The sequence below is a fragment of the Candidatus Pantoea communis genome (genome assembly GCF_011752685.1).
In the GTDB taxonomy this organism is placed as follows: Bacteria; Pseudomonadota; Gammaproteobacteria; order Enterobacterales; family Enterobacteriaceae; genus Pantoea; species Pantoea communis.
Genome location: NZ_VWXC01000001.1, coordinates 266,836 through 283,527, shown reverse-complemented (window position 1 = coordinate 283,527; position 16,692 = coordinate 266,836). Strand labels below are relative to the sequence as shown.

General features: G+C 47.5%; 27 protein-coding genes. 22 read left to right on the top strand and 5 right to left on the bottom strand.

Annotation, left to right across the window (positions count from 1 at the left end):
- Positions 1–341: 341 nt before the first annotated feature.
- A complete protein-coding gene (locus F3J37_RS01380) occupies positions 342–1,064 on the bottom strand; it encodes an XRE family transcriptional regulator (RefSeq protein WP_166718834.1) in 723 nt (240 codons plus the stop codon).
- Positions 1,065–1,159: 95 nt separating this feature from the next.
- Between F3J37_RS01380 and F3J37_RS01375 the strand changes: the two genes are divergently transcribed.
- From F3J37_RS01375 to F3J37_RS01310, 14 genes are all read left to right on the top strand, one after another.
- Positions 1,160–1,375, top strand: coding sequence for a transcriptional regulator (locus tag F3J37_RS01375; protein ID WP_166718835.1), 216 nt, complete (start codon positions 1,160–1,162; stop codon positions 1,373–1,375).
- A gap of 266 nt (positions 1,376–1,641) precedes the next feature.
- Positions 1,642–1,926, top strand: coding sequence for a CII family transcriptional regulator (locus F3J37_RS01370; RefSeq protein WP_166718836.1), 285 nt, complete (start codon positions 1,642–1,644; stop codon positions 1,924–1,926).
- 293 nt (positions 1,927–2,219) lie between these two features.
- The gene (locus F3J37_RS01365; protein WP_166718837.1) at positions 2,220–3,251 is read left to right on the top strand and encodes a phage replication protein O; all 1,032 of its coding nucleotides are present in this window, start codon (positions 2,220–2,222) and stop codon (positions 3,249–3,251) included.
- Entirely contained in the window at positions 3,248–3,937 is a 690-nt protein-coding gene (locus F3J37_RS01360) for a replication protein P (RefSeq protein WP_166718838.1), read from the top strand. The genes F3J37_RS01365 and F3J37_RS01360 overlap by 4 nt, the downstream gene beginning before the upstream one ends.
- A 43-nt stretch (positions 3,938–3,980) precedes the next feature.
- Positions 3,981–4,970, top strand: coding sequence for a DNA cytosine methyltransferase (locus F3J37_RS01355; RefSeq protein WP_205298838.1), 990 nt, complete (start codon positions 3,981–3,983; stop codon positions 4,968–4,970).
- Positions 4,971–4,977: 7 nt separating this feature from the next.
- Positions 4,978–6,180 carry a DNA-methyltransferase gene (locus F3J37_RS01350; protein WP_166718839.1) on the top strand — a complete coding sequence of 401 codons (1,203 nt, stop codon included), beginning with the start codon at positions 4,978–4,980 and terminating at the stop codon, positions 6,178–6,180.
- A complete protein-coding gene (locus F3J37_RS01345; protein ID WP_166718840.1) occupies positions 6,177–6,635 on the top strand; it encodes a recombination protein NinB in 459 nt (152 codons plus the stop codon). Before F3J37_RS01350 ends, F3J37_RS01345 begins: the two co-directional genes overlap by 4 nt.
- Positions 6,636–6,637: 2 nt before the next feature.
- A complete protein-coding gene (locus F3J37_RS01340; protein WP_205298837.1) occupies positions 6,638–7,066 on the top strand; it encodes a hypothetical protein in 429 nt (142 codons plus the stop codon).
- Positions 7,047–7,418 carry a hypothetical protein gene (locus F3J37_RS01335; protein ID WP_166718842.1) on the top strand — a complete coding sequence of 124 codons (372 nt, stop codon included), beginning with the start codon at positions 7,047–7,049 and terminating at the stop codon, positions 7,416–7,418. The genes F3J37_RS01340 and F3J37_RS01335 overlap by 20 nt, the downstream gene beginning before the upstream one ends.
- Before the next feature lie 280 nt (positions 7,419–7,698).
- Complete coding sequence (locus tag F3J37_RS01330) at positions 7,699–8,301, top strand: recombination protein NinG (protein WP_166718843.1); 603 nt, start codon at positions 7,699–7,701, stop codon at positions 8,299–8,301.
- Complete coding sequence (locus tag F3J37_RS01325; RefSeq protein ID WP_166718844.1) at positions 8,298–8,921, top strand: antitermination protein Q; 624 nt, start codon at positions 8,298–8,300, stop codon at positions 8,919–8,921. Before F3J37_RS01330 ends, F3J37_RS01325 begins: the two co-directional genes overlap by 4 nt.
- A gap of 529 nt (positions 8,922–9,450) precedes the next feature.
- Positions 9,451–9,852 carry a tellurite resistance TerB family protein gene (locus F3J37_RS01320; protein ID WP_166931332.1) on the top strand — a complete coding sequence of 134 codons (402 nt, stop codon included), beginning with the start codon at positions 9,451–9,453 and terminating at the stop codon, positions 9,850–9,852.
- A 149-nt stretch (positions 9,853–10,001) separates the two neighbouring features.
- Positions 10,002–10,409 carry a type II toxin-antitoxin system HicB family antitoxin gene (locus tag F3J37_RS01315; protein ID WP_166718846.1) on the top strand — a complete coding sequence of 136 codons (408 nt, stop codon included), beginning with the start codon at positions 10,002–10,004 and terminating at the stop codon, positions 10,407–10,409.
- 181 nt (positions 10,410–10,590) lie between these two features.
- The gene (locus F3J37_RS01310; RefSeq protein WP_166718847.1) at positions 10,591–11,025 is read left to right on the top strand and encodes a tellurite resistance TerB family protein; all 435 of its coding nucleotides are present in this window, start codon (positions 10,591–10,593) and stop codon (positions 11,023–11,025) included.
- Between the two features lie 154 nt (positions 11,026–11,179).
- On the opposite strand, the gene F3J37_RS01305 is transcribed toward F3J37_RS01310, so the two are convergent.
- Positions 11,180–11,512, bottom strand: coding sequence for a type II toxin-antitoxin system PemK/MazF family toxin (locus tag F3J37_RS01305; RefSeq protein WP_166718848.1), 333 nt, complete (start codon positions 11,510–11,512; stop codon positions 11,180–11,182).
- Positions 11,509–11,721: an antitoxin MazE family protein gene (locus tag F3J37_RS01300; protein WP_166718849.1), complete on the bottom strand. Its 213-nt coding sequence runs from the start codon at positions 11,719–11,721 to the stop codon at positions 11,509–11,511. Before F3J37_RS01300 ends, F3J37_RS01305 begins: the two co-directional genes overlap by 4 nt.
- 77 nt (positions 11,722–11,798) lie before the next feature.
- On the opposite strand from F3J37_RS01300, the gene F3J37_RS01295 reads away from it, so the two are divergent.
- The 3 genes from F3J37_RS01295 (at position 11,799) to F3J37_RS01285 (ending at position 12,873) form a co-directional block, all read left to right on the top strand.
- Positions 11,799–12,206, top strand: coding sequence for a TerB family tellurite resistance protein (locus F3J37_RS01295; protein WP_166718850.1), 408 nt, complete (start codon positions 11,799–11,801; stop codon positions 12,204–12,206).
- Between the two features lie 76 nt (positions 12,207–12,282).
- Positions 12,283–12,675 (top strand): hypothetical protein, encoded by a 393-nt coding sequence (locus tag F3J37_RS01290; protein WP_166718851.1) that lies wholly within the window; start codon positions 12,283–12,285, stop codon positions 12,673–12,675.
- Between the two features lie 12 nt (positions 12,676–12,687).
- The gene (locus F3J37_RS01285) at positions 12,688–12,873 is read left to right on the top strand and encodes a hypothetical protein (protein WP_166718852.1); all 186 of its coding nucleotides are present in this window, start codon (positions 12,688–12,690) and stop codon (positions 12,871–12,873) included.
- On the opposite strand, the gene F3J37_RS01280 is transcribed toward F3J37_RS01285, so the two are convergent.
- Together F3J37_RS01280 and F3J37_RS01275 are read right to left on the bottom strand one after the other, a co-directional pair.
- A complete protein-coding gene (locus tag F3J37_RS01280; protein ID WP_166718853.1) occupies positions 12,853–13,164 on the bottom strand; it encodes a helix-turn-helix transcriptional regulator in 312 nt (103 codons plus the stop codon). The two genes, F3J37_RS01285 and F3J37_RS01280, sit on opposite strands and share 21 nt — an antisense overlap.
- 62 nt (positions 13,165–13,226) lie before the next feature.
- The gene (locus F3J37_RS01275; protein ID WP_166718854.1) at positions 13,227–13,535 is read right to left on the bottom strand and encodes a HigA family addiction module antitoxin; all 309 of its coding nucleotides are present in this window, start codon (positions 13,533–13,535) and stop codon (positions 13,227–13,229) included.
- A gap of 137 nt (positions 13,536–13,672) precedes the next feature.
- Between F3J37_RS01275 and F3J37_RS01270 the strand changes: the two genes are divergently transcribed.
- Genes F3J37_RS01270 through F3J37_RS01250 form a run of 5 tightly spaced genes read left to right on the top strand, consistent with a single transcriptional unit; the run spans position 13,673 to position 16,689 of the window.
- The gene (locus F3J37_RS01270) at positions 13,673–14,164 is read left to right on the top strand and encodes a hypothetical protein (RefSeq protein ID WP_166718855.1); all 492 of its coding nucleotides are present in this window, start codon (positions 13,673–13,675) and stop codon (positions 14,162–14,164) included.
- Between the two features lie 14 nt (positions 14,165–14,178).
- Positions 14,179–15,636 carry a glycosyltransferase family 2 protein gene (locus F3J37_RS01265; RefSeq protein WP_166718856.1) on the top strand — a complete coding sequence of 486 codons (1,458 nt, stop codon included), beginning with the start codon at positions 14,179–14,181 and terminating at the stop codon, positions 15,634–15,636.
- Positions 15,618–16,232, top strand: coding sequence for a hypothetical protein (locus F3J37_RS01260; RefSeq protein ID WP_166719120.1), 615 nt, complete (start codon positions 15,618–15,620; stop codon positions 16,230–16,232). The genes F3J37_RS01265 and F3J37_RS01260 overlap by 19 nt, the downstream gene beginning before the upstream one ends.
- The gene (locus tag F3J37_RS01255) at positions 16,220–16,525 is read left to right on the top strand and encodes an HNH endonuclease (RefSeq protein WP_369410638.1); all 306 of its coding nucleotides are present in this window, start codon (positions 16,220–16,222) and stop codon (positions 16,523–16,525) included. Before F3J37_RS01260 ends, F3J37_RS01255 begins: the two co-directional genes overlap by 13 nt.
- Positions 16,522–16,689 carry a hypothetical protein gene (locus F3J37_RS01250; protein ID WP_166718858.1) on the top strand — a complete coding sequence of 56 codons (168 nt, stop codon included), beginning with the start codon at positions 16,522–16,524 and terminating at the stop codon, positions 16,687–16,689. Before F3J37_RS01255 ends, F3J37_RS01250 begins: the two co-directional genes overlap by 4 nt.
- The last annotated feature ends 3 nt before the right edge of the window (positions 16,690–16,692 follow it).

The window sequence follows — 16,692 nt, the reverse complement described above, 5'->3', positions numbered from 1 at the left end:
ACCACAAGTTATTAACAAAAAAATCATAATCTGTGTGATTTCATCGCGTTGTTTGACCTAAGTATTCATTCGGACGGTTTCAGCGATCAAAAAAACAGCCGGAATGAATACCCAAGTTCGCACCATTGCCAATCATCCTGATCACGCCGGGCGACCGACGAACTGTGTTGCGCCGTTCAACGCCCTGATTAAATACTAAGAGATTTAAATGGTCAACTACTTAAGTTTTAGGTGGGAGTGTCAAAATGTGACGAGGGTCGAGAAATGTGAATTTTAAATCTCTAAGTTGTTAATCTTGCCCGAACTGTGGGTTCGGGCGATAAGTGTCTGATTGGAAGGGGTTACATGCCGCGCTGAGAGAAAACAATACGACCTAAAATCTGAAGGTCGTCCATGCCGATTTTTTCTTCGGGGTAAAGCGCCTGGTTATAGGTTCGCATGGTCAGTTCACTTGAACCGGATCGATAGAGTGCCCGAATTTTTTTCCAGTTTCCTTGATCTATCGCATAAAATTTACCATCTATGATTTGCTTGTCGTTCAGGTCGACAACGACACGCGTTCCGATGGGCATCACTGGGGCCATGCTGTCATCTTTGACAGAAAAGCCGATGAAATCGCCTTTGTCGACATCAACACCAAACGTTTTAAGATCTGCTTCAGAAAGCGTCATTTTCAGTCCAGAATAAGCGGTGAACGGAAACGGCGAGTTCGCAAAAGCACTTTCAATATCAGGAAGTAACGGTATTGCGATCTCCCCCGCCAGGGTCAGTGAAACGCCTCCGTGTAATTCCAGCGTTTCAGGTGTCAGGCCGGATTCGTTTCGGCCAGCAGTATGGTTAAGTTCCGTGCTTTGTTCAACATACTGGAACCCGTTTCCTGTTAACAGCCAGTGGGCATTGACGTTTAACGCCTCCGCGATTTCGACAAGTCGCTTACTCGATTTTGCCTGGCCTGACACCAGTTTGTACACAGTTCCCTGAGTGACACCGACCCGACGGGCTAATTCACCTTGCGAGTAACCTCTCTCTTCTAACATCGCTTTCAGGCGGTCAGCTAATGTCATTTCTCTCTTTGAACCTCTTCATGTCTGGGAGTTGAAAATCCAATACTTAAGGCGTTATGATTTGCATTCCGGCAATTACTGAGGTAATTAAACCTGTGAACGAAATCGTTCGGTTCGCCATTGCGCAATACGGCAGCCAGAAAAAACTGGCGGATGCGTGCGGCGTCACACAGGGGGCTGTCTGGAAGTGGCTTCACGGTCAAAATGAGATTTCTCCGCAATATGTTTACGCGATTTCTCGCGCCACCGATGGCCACTTTAAGCCCCATCAAATTCGTCCTGATTTACCTGAATTGTTTCCTCAACCTTAAGTGAAACACTTCAACGCTCTTTAACAATCTGTCTTTTTATGACGACGACGACTTTCGTTTTCGCTCAAATGCCGCGCACTTTAGCGCGAAATTTTCGTGGGCGCTCCACGGCTCTCTCTATTGTTCCCACTAGTGAAAGCTATGGATATGAGTCATCAGATTGAACTTTTTATGACAATTGTATGACACAGTTATCACGCGTTGTTACTTAAAGATGATTCTCCGCTCGCACCCATACCAATGACAAACACCCAGGAGTTTACCGAATGCGGTCTACACGGAATTACACGGCCTTAAAGATTGAATCCACACTACTTAACGCCATCAATATTCACGGCACTGAAAACATTGCGAAAGCGATAGGCCTGGATAGGTCTCAGATTTCGCGATGGAAAAAATCCCACATCCCGAAGTTTGCGCGGTTTCTCGCATACATCGGTTATGGCATTGAGGATGACGATTTGAGAAGGCTGGCCTCAGAGGTCGCGAAGCTCTTGATAAAGGAGATGCGCGCCGATCCTGACTATCCCGCGCGCAAGAGAGAGGAATAAAAGCGTCGTCGAGTTCAGACAATCTGTTAAACGTCAAGACCACAAAGCCGCTTTACATACTGAACCGCTCCCTTTGTTCATTTCAGGGAGTGATCTGAATCAATATAAAAAAAGGATCTCTGTGGGGCAGAGATCCTTCAACGCTGATTTTCAGAGGTGGAAAGCATGAATCCTGAATCTTTTCACGGTTATTCTAACATCGACTTTGCAATCGAAAAAAGAAAAAATCGCGCATTAAAAAACATTACAGTTTCTAAGGTTATTCCCGCATTCATATGTCTGGAGGTGGCGCTTTGAAACCGCGTTTCACTCTCCATGATTTCACCCAGGATGCCCTCGCTCGGGGTAAAAAAATGCAAAATCAGAAACAGGGCCATTTTTCACTGTTTCGAAGTGTTTTGTCTGCAAGCTGGAGCCTCGACCCGTTGAAGCTCTCTCTCTGGATTCGATTATTGTCCGATGCGAGTTTCAAAAAACGTACCGTCGACTTTATCGGTCGGAAATGGGATCTGAATCCTGGCGAGCTGGTGACAACCGCCGCCATGCTGGGGAGTAAAATCAAGCCGGAAGGCATACCGTTAGATAAACGTCATGTCCTGAGGATCCTGAAATTCTTCGAACGTGAAAAAATGATCTCAATCCGATCCAATCACCAGGCAAGCGTGATCGCGATCACAAATTATTGTCTATATCAGGATATTTTGCCTTTTTCAGACGGTTCTGAAGACGGTACACCCCACGGTACACCCCACGGTACACCCCACGGTACACCTAAACCCAGTCCTGACGCGGGTTTGAGGCTGGTGGTCGGTACACCCCTCGGTACACCCCTCGGTACACCCGACGGTACACAGAACAATACTGGATCTAATAATGATCTTTTAAAAGATCCTTCGTCACGACTGAAAAAGTCTCGACGCTTTACGGCATCCCAGGCTAAGCTCCCTCCCGATGTCGCCATCCAGTCAATCAGCGGCAAACACTGGGGCACCACGGAAGATCTACGGCTCGCTAATTGGATCTACTCGCTCGTTTTAGCCGTGAATCCCGCGACGAAAGAGCCGAACTGGTCTTCCTGGTCAAACGATCTTCGACTGATCCGTTATGCAAAAGAGGTCGATCATCGATCCATCGCGATTGTTTTCCGTTATGCGAATTCCGATGGCTTCTGGCAAACTAATGTGTTAAGTCCTTCTAAGCTTCGTAAGCACTGGGATAATTTATTTATCCAGAGTCAGCAAGCGAGAAATACACGAACCCCGAATCAGCGAAATCATCATCTTGATTTCGATAATGATGACTGGGCAGAAGGATTAGAAATATGAAGCAAATCGCGGAAGCCATTAAACAACGCGATGCCGTTCAACTTTCATTGATTGCGCAATCGCACCCAGAAAAGAAAACTGACAGTATTCCTCCACAAGCGATAGAGATATTTAACGACATTTTCAAACAACTCAGAGCCATATTCCCGGCCATGATGGCGACAATTAAAGACCAGGAACAGTTAAACGAACTCCGTCGACAATGGGTCAAAGCCATCGCGGAAAATCATATTTATTGTTCTGCCCAGATCGAAGCCGGAATGCGACGCGCCCGACAACATGAAAAACCGTTTTTACCCTCGCCTGGTGAATTCGTTTCATGGTGTAAAGAAGGTGAATCTCAGCTTTATGGTTTACCGAAACCTGAAGAGCTTTATGACACCGTGATGAATTTCAGGGCAAGGCGGTTTCAATATCCTTGCCCTGAAAAATATCCCTGGTCGTCTCATGCGGAATATTGGTTAGTGACAGCGGTGAGTTCGAAAATGACCGCGCTTGCACTGACCGTTTCCGCAACAATGAAAGTCTGTGAGTCCGAAATAAAAAGACTGGGAGAAAAAATCCGAAACGGATTTATTCCTCCTGAACCTGTTCCCCAGGTTGAAAAAAAAGTGATTGTGACCTCTCCCGACGTCGCTTTGTCTTATCTCGCCAATATGCGAGCCATGATCAAAGCCAGTCATTAAGAAAAGGGCGCTTGCGCCCTTATTTTCCCTCAATGAGATCTTCATGTCCGCGTATTACAACGAATGGGACAAAAAATCCGCTGCCTGGCTTCGTGTGCTTATCGACAGGAAATTGATCGCCCCTGGTGAGGTGGATGAACGCAGTATCACCGCCGTCACCGCTGACGATCTGAAAGGCTTTCGCCAGTGTCATTTCTTTGCCGGAATTGGTGGCTGGAGTCTTGCCTTGCGCTTATCCGGCATTCCTGACGATCAGCCCATCTGGACCGGCTCACCGCCTTGTCAGCCGTTTAGTGTGGCAGGGCACCAGAAAGGAAAGCTCGATGACCGACATCTTTCCCCCGCGTTCCTCGCCCTTATCGAACAGTGTCATCCTCCAGTCGTGTTTGGCGAACAGGTTAACGCAGCGATTTCGAAAGGGTGGCTCGATGATTTATTCACTGAGCTGGAAAAACAAGGTTACGGGTGTGCATCGTCCGTTCTGCCAGCTGCAAGCGTTGGCGCGCCGCACCAGCGATATCGATTGTTCTTTGGTGCGCACCAACTGGCCAACGCCACAAGCACACGATACCTCTGGGGCGCGAATGCCACGATTCAAACGCGATACAACCCGCAATCCGAATATTACAGAGAGTTATCGTCACGATTTAGCGGATATCCCTTACCTGATCTTCAGCCAGCCTCCGAACTGGTCGGGCTGGTCGACACCGACCACCAGCGACTTCAAAGGCAGTGGCCCGACGGTTATCCGCAAGGATGGCAAGAACCGGATGTTCGACAGGCTGGATTACGCGACAGAACAAGGTTTACTGACGCCGCTTATTCGAATTTCTCATACTGGTCAGATGCTGACTGGCTCGGATGTCGCGACGGTAAGTTCAGGCCAATTGAACCCGGCGCATTCCCGCTGGCTGATGGGATTCCCGCCAGAGTGGGACGACTGCGCGGTTATGGCAATGCCATAGTTCCTCCTCTCGCCTCAGAATTTATTAACGCGTTCTTTGAGGCGATTCTCGATTCATTCGACTGCTGAGAACCCAATGAACATAAATCTCCTTCATGGTGATTGTCTTGAACTCTTAGATTCCCTTCCTGAAAATTCCGTTGACAGCATTATCACCGATCCCCCTTACGGGTTAAGCAAGGCACCGGATATGACGGAGGTGTTAACCCATTGGCTTAACGGAGATGACTATGAACATCGCGGGTCAGGGTTCATGGGGAAAACCTGGGATAGTTTTGTGCCGGGGCCATCGGTCTGGCGACGGTGTTTAGCGGTATTAAAACCGGGCGGTCATTTGCTCTCGTTTTTTGGTTCGCGCACCTATGACCTCGGCACTACGGCGATCCGTCTGGCTGGATTTGAAATCCGCGATCAGATTATGTGGGTTTATGGCTCAGGCTTTCCCAAATCCCATAATTTAGGACGTGCGATTGATAAAGCATTAGGCATTAAGCCTACAGTGATCCCTTACGCGGAGGGTGACTTGCACGTTCCGACCTCTCAGGATGCAAAGAACTGGGATGGCTGGGGAACGGCGCTGAAACCCGCTCACGAACCGATTTGTGTGGCACGTAAGCCGTTCACAGGGTCAGTGGTTCAGAACGTCTTAAAACACGGCACAGGCGCAATGAATATCAATGCGACCCGTGTCGGAACGGAAACACGTTACAACCCGCGTTCTCACAATAAACCCGGTGGCCTCAGCCTGAATATGTCGGTGTGTGGAATGCCGGAGGACGGTGTCGGATCTCTTGTGTCGGGTCGGTGGCCAGCAAATTTCTGTCATGATGGGTCAGAGGAGGTTTTAAACCTGTTTCCTCACTCGACCTCGAACGGCAATCGCAGTGAGGCCAGCCGACAGGCAAGCGTTAAAGGGACGTCATGGCTCATGGATAATCACATGAGTCAGGAATATTCTGATTCAGGATCGGTTGCCCGATATTTCTATTGTGCCAAAGCCAGCAAACAAGACCGCGACGAGGGGTTACACATGATGTCGGAAACCCAGACCCGCAATCCTCACCCGACCGTTAAACCGACCTCCCTGATGGCCTGGCTTTGCCGTCTGGTGACACCCACAGGCGGCGTCATCCTCGATCCGTTTATGGGAAGTGGGTCAACTGGCAAGGCGGCGGTCATCGAGGACTTTGATTTTATTGGCATGGAATCCGACAGCGATTATTTTGATATTGCGCGACAGCGCATCGCCTTTAAACAAAATCAGTTGCATCCATCATGATCCATATACCCAGAGAGGGGATTTGTGTTCACCCCGATAATTGTGAGGCTGTCAAAAAGCTGCTTGACCGCGAAATCAATTCCGGTCAGCGCTTGTTGATAAAAGTTGAACCCTGGCATGAGAAGCGGACGCTCAATCAGAATGCGATGTTTCATGCCTGGATGGGTGAACTCAGTCGGTTTCTGATTAACAGAGGGCGACCGTTTTGTTCCCCTGAGTGGTGCAAAGACGCCATGAAGTTCACCTTTCTGGGGTTTGAGGAAATTTGTTATACCGATGTAAAAACAGGCGCTCAGATCGTGAAGGAAACCTTGCGCCAAACCTCTAAGCTCAGGACGGGCGAAATGTTCCAGTTCATGACGCAAGTTGAGGCCTGGTGTCTCAATATCGGCTGTTTCTTACGGGTGCCGACGACGTCAGAATTTTTCGCCCTGAAACGCAAACAGGAGGAGTGATTTTGACGAGTGATTCTGACAACGTCATCAGCCTCTGGGATCGGTCTGATCCGAATGCTGATATCAACGAAATGAAAAATTTCGTTGAGGAAGAGCGAAGGGAGACGGCGCGTTATTGCCCTCATACGAATATCCTTGTGTCTGAGTATGAGCGTTCAATCAGCTGTCGTTTGTGTGGTGCGGCCCTCGATACGTTCGATTATGTGCTCTCCATCGCCAAACGTGAAACGCGTCTCGACTGGGATCTTCGTCACCTGCGTTCAGAAATAAAACGCCGCACGGAAAGCCTTGAAAATCTCAAGCGGGAAGAGGTGAATACGCGCGCCCGAATTAAAACGGCGCAATTCAAATTACACGATGTTTCACTTGCGCTCGAAGAGGCGGGTGAAAAACTGTTGAAGGTCAAAAATCATGGAAAACGTGGATCCTGAGCAGATTAAAGAGGTCGAAGCCCTCATTATGGATTTTCTGACAAAGTTTGATAAAGGCTCAATCGAGGACGTTTATCAGGTCTGTCGGAGTTACATTCCGTATTATTTATTGAAAGATGTCTTTTTCCGCTTGTTCAAAATCGGCACGTTGCGCCGCCAGCTGGTACGCAATTTCCCGACGGAATACCGTATCGCGGCACTTCATCCGAAATTTGGTTCTCACTATATTCCGCGCAAACCTCAGGTTCGAACGAAGGAACACAAACGTCAGTATGATGACATAGTGAATTCATGCCGTGAGCAATCCAAAGTTTTCACCTTCGATCAACTTATCCGAACTGTGAGGGACTAACGTGAAAAAATCCTGGTTTGAACATTATCCGATGAATGAGGTGGAGGCGAACAGCCTGATACGCGATTACGCAAAGCGCGGGGTGACGACAGAAAAACACCTGACATCGGATCCGCGATTTTTTATCGTGAGCGCTTTTTTGCCTGTGTCAAAATTCGTGCCACGATCGAACCGCGCTTATATTAATAATCTCTGGAATTAAGTTTTCACTTTTAGCCAGCTCAGGCTGGCTTTTCTCCGATCATCCGCGACATTCTGATTTCTGAAACGAGGAATCTTGATGATCGCTTACGCTAAAGAAAAAATTTGTCCGATTTGCAATGCATCCTTTGTGCCCTGGATGACAACACAGCACGTTTGCGGCAACTACCGTTGTGCGCTTGCCTGGAACCGTCTTCAGGATGAACGGCATAAAGCGCGCGCGGAACGCCGTCTTTCACGCGCTCAATCCCACACCCAACAAAAGACCTGGTCTGAATATAACAAAGCCGCTCAGAATGCGTTTAATCGCTATATACGCATTCGGGATCAGGGTCGGGCTTGTCACGCTTGCGGCTGTCAACTCAACGATAACAATCCCAACAAATCGGGAGCCTTTGTGGATGCCAGTCATTACCGCTCTCGCGGTTCGGCCTCTCACCTGCGATTCAATGTCTTTAATTGTGTTACCTGCTGCTGGCACTGCAACAGAGAGTTATCCGGGAACATTCCTCAGCTCAGAAAAGGGCTGATTAAGCGCTTCGGTCTCTCTATCGTTATCCGGTTAGAGGTGGATAATGTGTTTCACCGACATTCCATCCCGGATCTGATTCGCATTGCGGATGTCTTTAAACGGCGCGGCGATCACCTTTTATCACTACGGAAAGGAAAACAGTTCATATGAATCTCGAAAAAACCCTTCGGTTTCATTATCCCAAATCCTTAAGGATTACCGATGACGTTCCCTCAACGAGTAATGACGCTTTACGTGCGCCGGAGGTGCTCGCCGCGATCGGACTGGCACAGGCTCAAGAAGGATTTGGTATGGCGGCGTTCTTTGGCAAAATGGGTGTCAGCCAGAACGAAAAAAACAAAGCCGTCGGTTTTCTGATGAAAATCGCACGTAAACGGCTGATGGGCTGGCGCACGTTTAACGCGCTGCCGGGTCGAAAGCGTCAACAGCTTTCCTATCTGATTTCCCTCTTTGCGTTCGAAACTTATTGCCGCACCGCTGAGGATGCCGGGTCACGGTGTCCGTATTGTCACGGTCGCGGCATGGTGCGCGATGTGAAAGCCAGCAAAGCGCTGAATATGCCTGTCGATAAACCCTGTTCCAAATGTGAGGGGAAAGGGTACAAGAAAGTGAAAGTGACGCAATTGATGGCCGGGGTGATGAAAATCAATCCTGAGTTTTCGCGTCGCACGTTTTTTCGTCGCGTGAAGCCGATTATCGATGAACTGGTGTCGGAATGTCATAAAGCGGAATCGGTGGCGAATTCCCTGTTTAAGGCAATTACGCAATAACGTATCAATTCGAGCGGTTTATTCATTGTACGTCTTGCGGTTTTGGCACAAACGGCATAATCTGAATACAGAAAGTGAGAACTCCGCCGTTAGCCCGGTTGATATGCAAACTTTCGACTCTTCTCTCTCCTCATTCTTTCGTTGTGGTATCCATCATGTTGTTCTGCCGAACCGACTGTCAGGGATTCCTTCCTCGTGTGTGTGGGAATGGGTGAGAGAGAACCCATCTTTTGACGGGCAAAAAAATGGCCGTCATCCTGACGGCCTAAATGTTTCACATTGTGGATAACGATAGCGACGATCTCACGACCATCGAGATCCAGTTTACTGACGCCATTTTTTAAAACGTATTAAATTGAGCGGTTTATTTTTTATTATTCGGTACGGGATAATAAGTTCATTTTGAAGTGGTTATTTTTTGATCTTCAGTTAATTGCAAAATTGCACAGGTCGCCATAACACGACAAAGATAGAATTGCGCAACAAATCGCAGTTCTGTTAATAATAACCAATGTGTGAGAGTGAGTTTATGGAACCCTTATTGAATCATGATCAAAAGTTCGCTTTTGCTGCCGTCGCGTCTATGAGTCTTGTCAGCATGATTAACGGCAAACCCACTGAAAATGAACTTGAAGAAATTTACATTCAGATCCACCAGTCCGAACGGATGTATGACCAAACCGATTTTTCTCTTGAAGCACTTGATGAATTGAAAGCACAGTTAGAGAACAATCCTGAACATGCCGAAGAGGCATTGTTAACCGAACTGACACGACTCGACCTGGAACATGAAGAGGCCACCGAAATCGTTAACATGGCGCTTGATGTCGTGAAATCCAATAAAGAAATCCCTCCAGAGAAAATCGATATTCTTTCAGGGCTTTGCAAAGCGTTAAATTTGTATTCTGATGAATTTAACTTTGTGACCTGATGGATGTTCGAAAAAGTGAAAACCTACCGTAGCATTTGCAGACTTTGCACCCCTGAGGATTCAGGGGTTTTTTTTGCTCAAATTGTGTGGTTTTCGAGAAGATTTTCTGCTTACAATCCCGGCTTCATAACTGATTCGGTGATTAAGCAATGCGTTATCCTGTTGATGTGATGGCCACCAGCTGTGGGTTTATCGTGTTCTGTCGTGACTTGCAGGAAGCGCAAGGATACGGCATCACGAAAACGGAAGCCTTGACCAGCTGTCAAGATGCATTGATCGCCGTCTTCGATGAATTTTTCTGTCATCGAGTCCCGATCCCATTACCCTCAAACGGCGGAGACGAGACGATCGAAATCCCCTGTTCCATCGCCGCGAAAGTGATGTTGCTCAACGAGGTAATAGAACAGAACGTTTCCCAGACCGACCTCGCCAAAATGCTCAATCTTCCGCGACAGGAAATTACCCGCATATTCAATTTGAGTCACACCACAAAAATTGACACAATACAAAAAGCGCTCACAGCTCTCGGTAAAACCTTACTGATACGCGTGGTGTGATTCCTCAGTATATTTGTAGACCTATCGACAGGCCTGAACGTTTTGTTCAGGCTTTTTTTTTACCCTCGCTTTGCCCAAGCGAACCATTCAGAGAGCCTTTTCGGGGTGAGTCAGGTGGGTTCGCCTGTCTCTCTCTGTGGGTGTTCTCCTGGGCACTGACTCACCCCTAAAAGGAAAACCCATGTTCGGATTTTTGAAAAAGCGCGCAAAGCGCATGACCACTGACATCACCAAATTTGACAAGCGCGATCTCGCTCAGGCGGTCGTCAATGCCGCCTGGCTGGTGGCCTATGCTGACGGCAATTGCGATGCGCTGGAACGTGCCAAAATCGACCAGGTTCTGAAAACGAATCCCGTTCTCTACAATTTCACCTCTGAGCTGGCTGAGATCTCCAGTCGAATCGTGAATTTGCTGGAGACGGATTTCAAAATCGGTCGTCGCGCTGCTTTGCGTGAAATTGAGGACGTGAAGGGCGATCAGCGTGAGGCTGAAGATGTGCTCGATGTCGCCGTCGCGATTGCGGAGGCAGATGGCGAGATTGAAAAATCAGAAATGAAAGTGCTGGAACAAATCGCACTGGTGTTAGGTCTGCGACTGGAAAACCATCTTGAATAAATATCCTGATAAAGTGTATTTCGTGGGTTTTCTGGCGTTTTTCATCATCTTTCATTTTCTGGGTAATATCGCCTCTGGCGTCTCTGATGCGGTTTTGCTCGGAGTTCTTTATGTTCTGATGCAGACAAAAAAGCCCCGATAAACGGGGCAAAACTTAACCGATACCTAACATCACAGTTAATGAGCGCTCAACCTCAATCATTTTAGCGTGGTCAATTTGACCAAATACTTCACCAAGATGATGTTTGTGAACAGTGTTGATTTTATCAATCATTACCCACGATTTTTTTCGAAGGTTGTTCACTTCATCGGGTGCCAGCTCAACACGGAAAATATCACTGTCTTTAAATTCCGTGCCAGTTATGGGCAAAATGACCACCGAATTAAATGGATTAAAGTTGTCAGACTGAATGATTAGTGCTGGTCTAGGTTTATTGATAAATTCGCCATCGTTAGAGGCGACAGAAACGATATCTCCTCTTTTCACCAGTCCCAACCCTCAATTTCATTCAGGCTTCTCTCTAAAAGACTGTCTAACTCAGGATCGTTTTCAGCTTTAGCTATATTCAATGCCTGACGACGACAGGTTTCGACAAAATCAGCTCGACGTGTATCAGGAACCCAGATTTGGATCGGCCTCATTCCGGCTTTCCGCATCGCATCGCGATGTTTCTGAACGCGACTTGTAGATTGCATGTTTCATTCTCCTTTCGTGTAACATGAAACATGATTACATCATAATTCTTTGTTTCATGCAACACTAGGAGTTGAACGTGGACATTCCGGCTGAACTGACCCTTAACGAGCTGATCGCTTCCTTAAAAGTCATGTATCTTGCTGTGTTTGCCAATGGCGAATACAACGAGAATCAGAAAGAAATGCTGAATGACATTTTTGAGGCCATGGGGTTAGAAGGTGATGCGCGGTTTGTGTCTCGCAAGCTTGCTGAACGCCAGAAAGCGGAACTCGAACGCGATTATCACAGTGCGCTCGACAATATCTTTTACTCGCTTGAGCAACTTCCTGATGATAAAGAACGATCACATCGTCTGATGACGCTTTATTTCGATATCGCGGAATCAGACAGCGATATGACTGAATCTGAAGAGATTATTGCTCAGGAACTGGCGGATTGTCTCGATCTGGACATCGATTATTATCTTCGCAATCGCACAGACTAGGAATCGTTTTTCAAAAACTGCTTTATCTTTCAGGGTAAATCGTTAAGTCAATGACCAACTACCTGAAGGAGCAAGTATGTATGATTCGCCTGGAAATGTAACCCGCGATGAACAAGATATCATTTTCGGTATTATCCTGATCGATGCCATCTATCTGATCGGGTTTGCTGAACATGCCCCGACCACCGCACAGATTCGCCTGATTCAGAACATTCGACGCCTCGAACCCATTCTTCAGAATCACCGATTCATCAACGATATTATTGCTGTCACCCTTGAGGAAAAGCTCGCGAACGATTTCAAGCGAACCGCAAACCGGATTTTGTTGAATATTTCCCGAATTATAACCAGCAAAGATCGGTGTGAAAAAATCCTCGATTATGCGCAACAGGTGGCGCTGGCCGGAAAGACAATCTCTCCGACTGTGCAAACGCTGCTTGATCGGTTAAATGATGCGTTGGGATTCTGAAAGGAGAGTGTGATGCGTGAATCTGAAAAGAAAAAGCTCGCGATGGTCAGAAACGAGCTTTTACAGGCAAAAGCGTTGCTTGAGGAAGGAAACGCTCAGGTCGGGTTGTTATCGGTGATTTCCGCTATCGCGTTTGTCGATATGATTTACACCATTCAGCGCCCGGAACACCCTTACTCATCCAAATCGATCCGGTAAGGGTGATTGCATGGGATCGATTTCGATGTCTTTGGGATAACTGGTTTCGTAGGCCACCAGACTCAGTTCATAGTTGATCTGAAGCTTTATCCAGAAACTGAGTTCATCGCCGAAAAATCGTGAGAGCTTTTCACAAAGCAACAGACACATTGGCCTTTTCATGTCGATGACGTCCTTGAGTTTGTTTTCATCGAAATCGACCCTTTCGCCCAGGTCAAAAAAGGGGATCCCTTTTTCCCTTAAACGGCATTTAAGAATCAATCCCGGATGTGGATGAAGGTTTTCAGGCATAAAAAAAGTCACTCCCTAATAATACCGGAAGTGACTTTACCTGAACTCAGGTTAGGAATTGCTCATTCTGAGCGATCGTCTTCGCTTTTCGGCAGCGGGTAGATCGGCACAGATTCAGCGTTTTCATGCCGACGCGCGCGTGAGATATCGTGTCTGGCCTGCATTTCCATTAATGCCTCTGGTGTAGTGCTGATTGCTTTGGCGATCTTGATGGCAAGATTCGGCGTCAGTTGGGTTTTACGCCGGATCAGGCGGTCAATCAGAACGCTCGATTCACCGATGTCATTCGCGAGCCTGTTGTGATTCACATTCAGCAATCTCAACATTCGCTTTATCTCTTCGCCTGGGTGAGGAGTTAAGATGACTGGCATTTCAAATCCTTAAGTGGTTATTCGGAGTGCAAAGAGTAGTTTCTCAATCTGTAAAGTCGTGTCAAACCGTGCGAAATAATACTCAAGTCATTGAGACTCTTTTTTATCTTTGATATCCCTTAAAGCTCACTACCTTAATGAGTAAAACCCTGATGCCCGACACATTAAAATACGACTTAGAAATTGAATTCAGCCCTGACGGGTACACACGTTTAAATACTCCGTTACATTGGGCTGTTTATAACGAAAATGGTGAGATCACCGACGCCGGGATCAACGGCTTTACCGAATTCCCGATTCCGCTTCCAGCACGCATCAATGTGAAAGGGCGTCAAAAGAAAACGGTAGGCAAAGACGGCCTGAAATCGATTCTTCGCACCAATCACGAACGCTTTCATGTCGAAATGTTCGATGCCGATGGCCCGATCAGCGACGAACACAACGAGCTGTTCAACAAGCTCAAAGACGTGTTAACTGAAATGGCACCGAAAGACGGCCATTATTTTCTGAATCTTCGTTATGTGCCGCATGACGAGGATGAAAAAGAAAATGAGCTGACTGAACCGATGGATATCGATCTGGCCACTTTTATCGTGTTCCTCGATTACCTTGCCAATAATCACGCCTAATGTCAGGAAAGAGAATGGAAGTCGTCATTAATGGCGTTCGGTTCACGCCTAACGTTCGGGAGGTGTCAAAAATCGGTGTGGCCATCACGACCCATAACCGACCTGACACCCTTCAAAAGGCGCTGGAATACCACCTTAAATTTTTGCCATCTGGTGCGAAGCTGGTGGTGGTTGATGACGGCTCCACGATTCCGGCAGTGGTGCCGGATTCAGTTGAGCTGATTCGCTTTGAGCAGTCTCGCGGGATTGTTGCCGCCAAAAATGCGAGTCTGGTGTCTTTGCTCGATGCAGGGTGTGAACAGCTGTTTTTATTTGATGACGACGCATGGCCAATCTCTCACGACTGGGAAAAGCCTTACATTGAATCGCCAGAGGTGCATCTGTCTTATCAGTTTCTGGATCTGGCGATTAACATCAAATTACGTGACTTATCCGTTCTCTATCAGGATGAAAAACACATCGCCTATACAGGCCAGCGCGGCGTGATGTTGTATTACCATCGTTCCGCGATTGAGGCGGTCGGTGGGTTTGACCCGGTTTATCAGCGTGGTATGTATGAACATGCGGATTTAGCCCTTCGCATTTATCACGCTGGATTAACCAGTTGGGCCTTTGCGGATATTGTGGGTTCAAGTCGACTGATTTATTCGCTCGATGAACACATGAGCATTAAGCGTTCACTTAATCGTGCTGAACGCGATCAACAGGTTCGGCGTAATGTCGGTATTTATAATCATCGTCGTGATAATGAATATGCCGGATTTGTGCCACTGCGCGATAAACATCATGTGGTTATCACCAGTTATCTGACGGCCTATCCAGATCCACAGCGAAATAAACGCTTAGAGTCGAATCCTGATGCCTTGAGCGCCTGGGCAAGCTCGATTTCAGGCGCGAAAGCGGTGGTGATGGCTGACCAGCTGTTAGAGGCACCGAAAGGCGCTGAACTGGTTCGCGTCAGTGAATCGAGCATGAACATTTATTTCCTGCGTTGGTTTCACGTCTGGCAATACCTTCGCGTCCACCCTGAGATTGATAAAGTCTGGTGTACAGATGGAACCGATGTCGAAATGCTTCGTGAACCCTGGGATGTCATGATCGAGGGGAAAATCTATGTCGGGAGCGAGCCGAAAACTTACGCCGATAACTGGGCGATTCATCACCACCCTGAGCCGCAATATCAGGCGTTTATTGCCAGTCATACGAATGATGTGATGCTGAACGCCGGATTGCTAGGCGGTTCGCGTGAGGATGTCATGATGTTTGCGCATTCTATCCTCCGCATTTATTCAAATGTGGAATCGCATAACTTCTGGGATAAGCGCAAAAAGCCGTTTTCTGTGGGCGATATGATTGCGTTCGGCATGGTGGGTTATCGTCATGAGGATCGGCTGATTACCGGTCCTTCTGTTCACACGGTGTTTAAATCAAACGGAATTGGAAGGGAATACGCATTTTGGCAGCACAAATAAACTTTTGTGTCGTGGGGCATCATTCCCGACGTGATAGCGCCAATGCGCTCGGTGAACGATTGAATGCCCGTCTCTTTATTGATGAAGAGCGTCATGGCAGCAACTGGAATCACCGTCGCGCGTTAGAATGGGCAGCGACCCAATCGAAACGCGTGATCGTGCTCGAAGATGATGCTTTGCCTGTTAATGGCTTTGAACATCTGGCTGAAAGCTGGTTAGACCGATTCCCTGACAATGTGGTTTCGTTTTATCTGGGCACCGGAAGACCGCCGCACCGTCAGTTAGAAATCGCGATGCGGCTGATTGATACCGATAAGTTTCGAACCGATTACATCTGGATGAATCGTCTGATTCACGGTGTCTGTTATTCGATTCCACCCGCTTTCCTGAAACGGATGTTGCTGAACTGGAATCCGAATAAAGGCGCGGATTATGCGATAAGTGATGTCAATAAGGGCAAGGTGATCTATCCGGCGTTTTCGCTGGTGGAACATGCCGATCTCGATGTGGTTGAACGTCATCCTGATGGACATAAACGCACAGAACGAAGAAAAGCGTGGCGCTTACATGAGGGCATCGAACGGTGGCCAGACTGACAACATTGAAACCCCGATTGTCGAATCTCAATCCACATCGCCTGAAAACGATGACGATTGCCGATAATCGGATAACGGGCGTGACCTTACAAAAACGCCGTTTCAAAGTCTGGCAACGCGATCCCCGCTGTGTGATGTGTGGTCGGTTAACCGATTATCCGTCCGGGTTCGAACTGGATCATATTATTCCGCTTTATCAGGGCGGTGAGGACGTCATTTCAAACACACAGATTCTTTGCTGTGGTGAGGACGGGTGTCACAAGAAAAAAACCAAACAGGATATGAAAGCATGAAAACCATTACTGAACCCGTTTTTCTCGATGACGTTGAAACCTATCTCGATCACGCTGAGGCTGAACCCGTTGAGGTGTTTCGTGATGACGGGACTTCGGTTGTCCTTGTTTCGCGCGATTTGTATGACGAAATGATCCTCAATCACGCCCCTTTTATTCGGTGATGC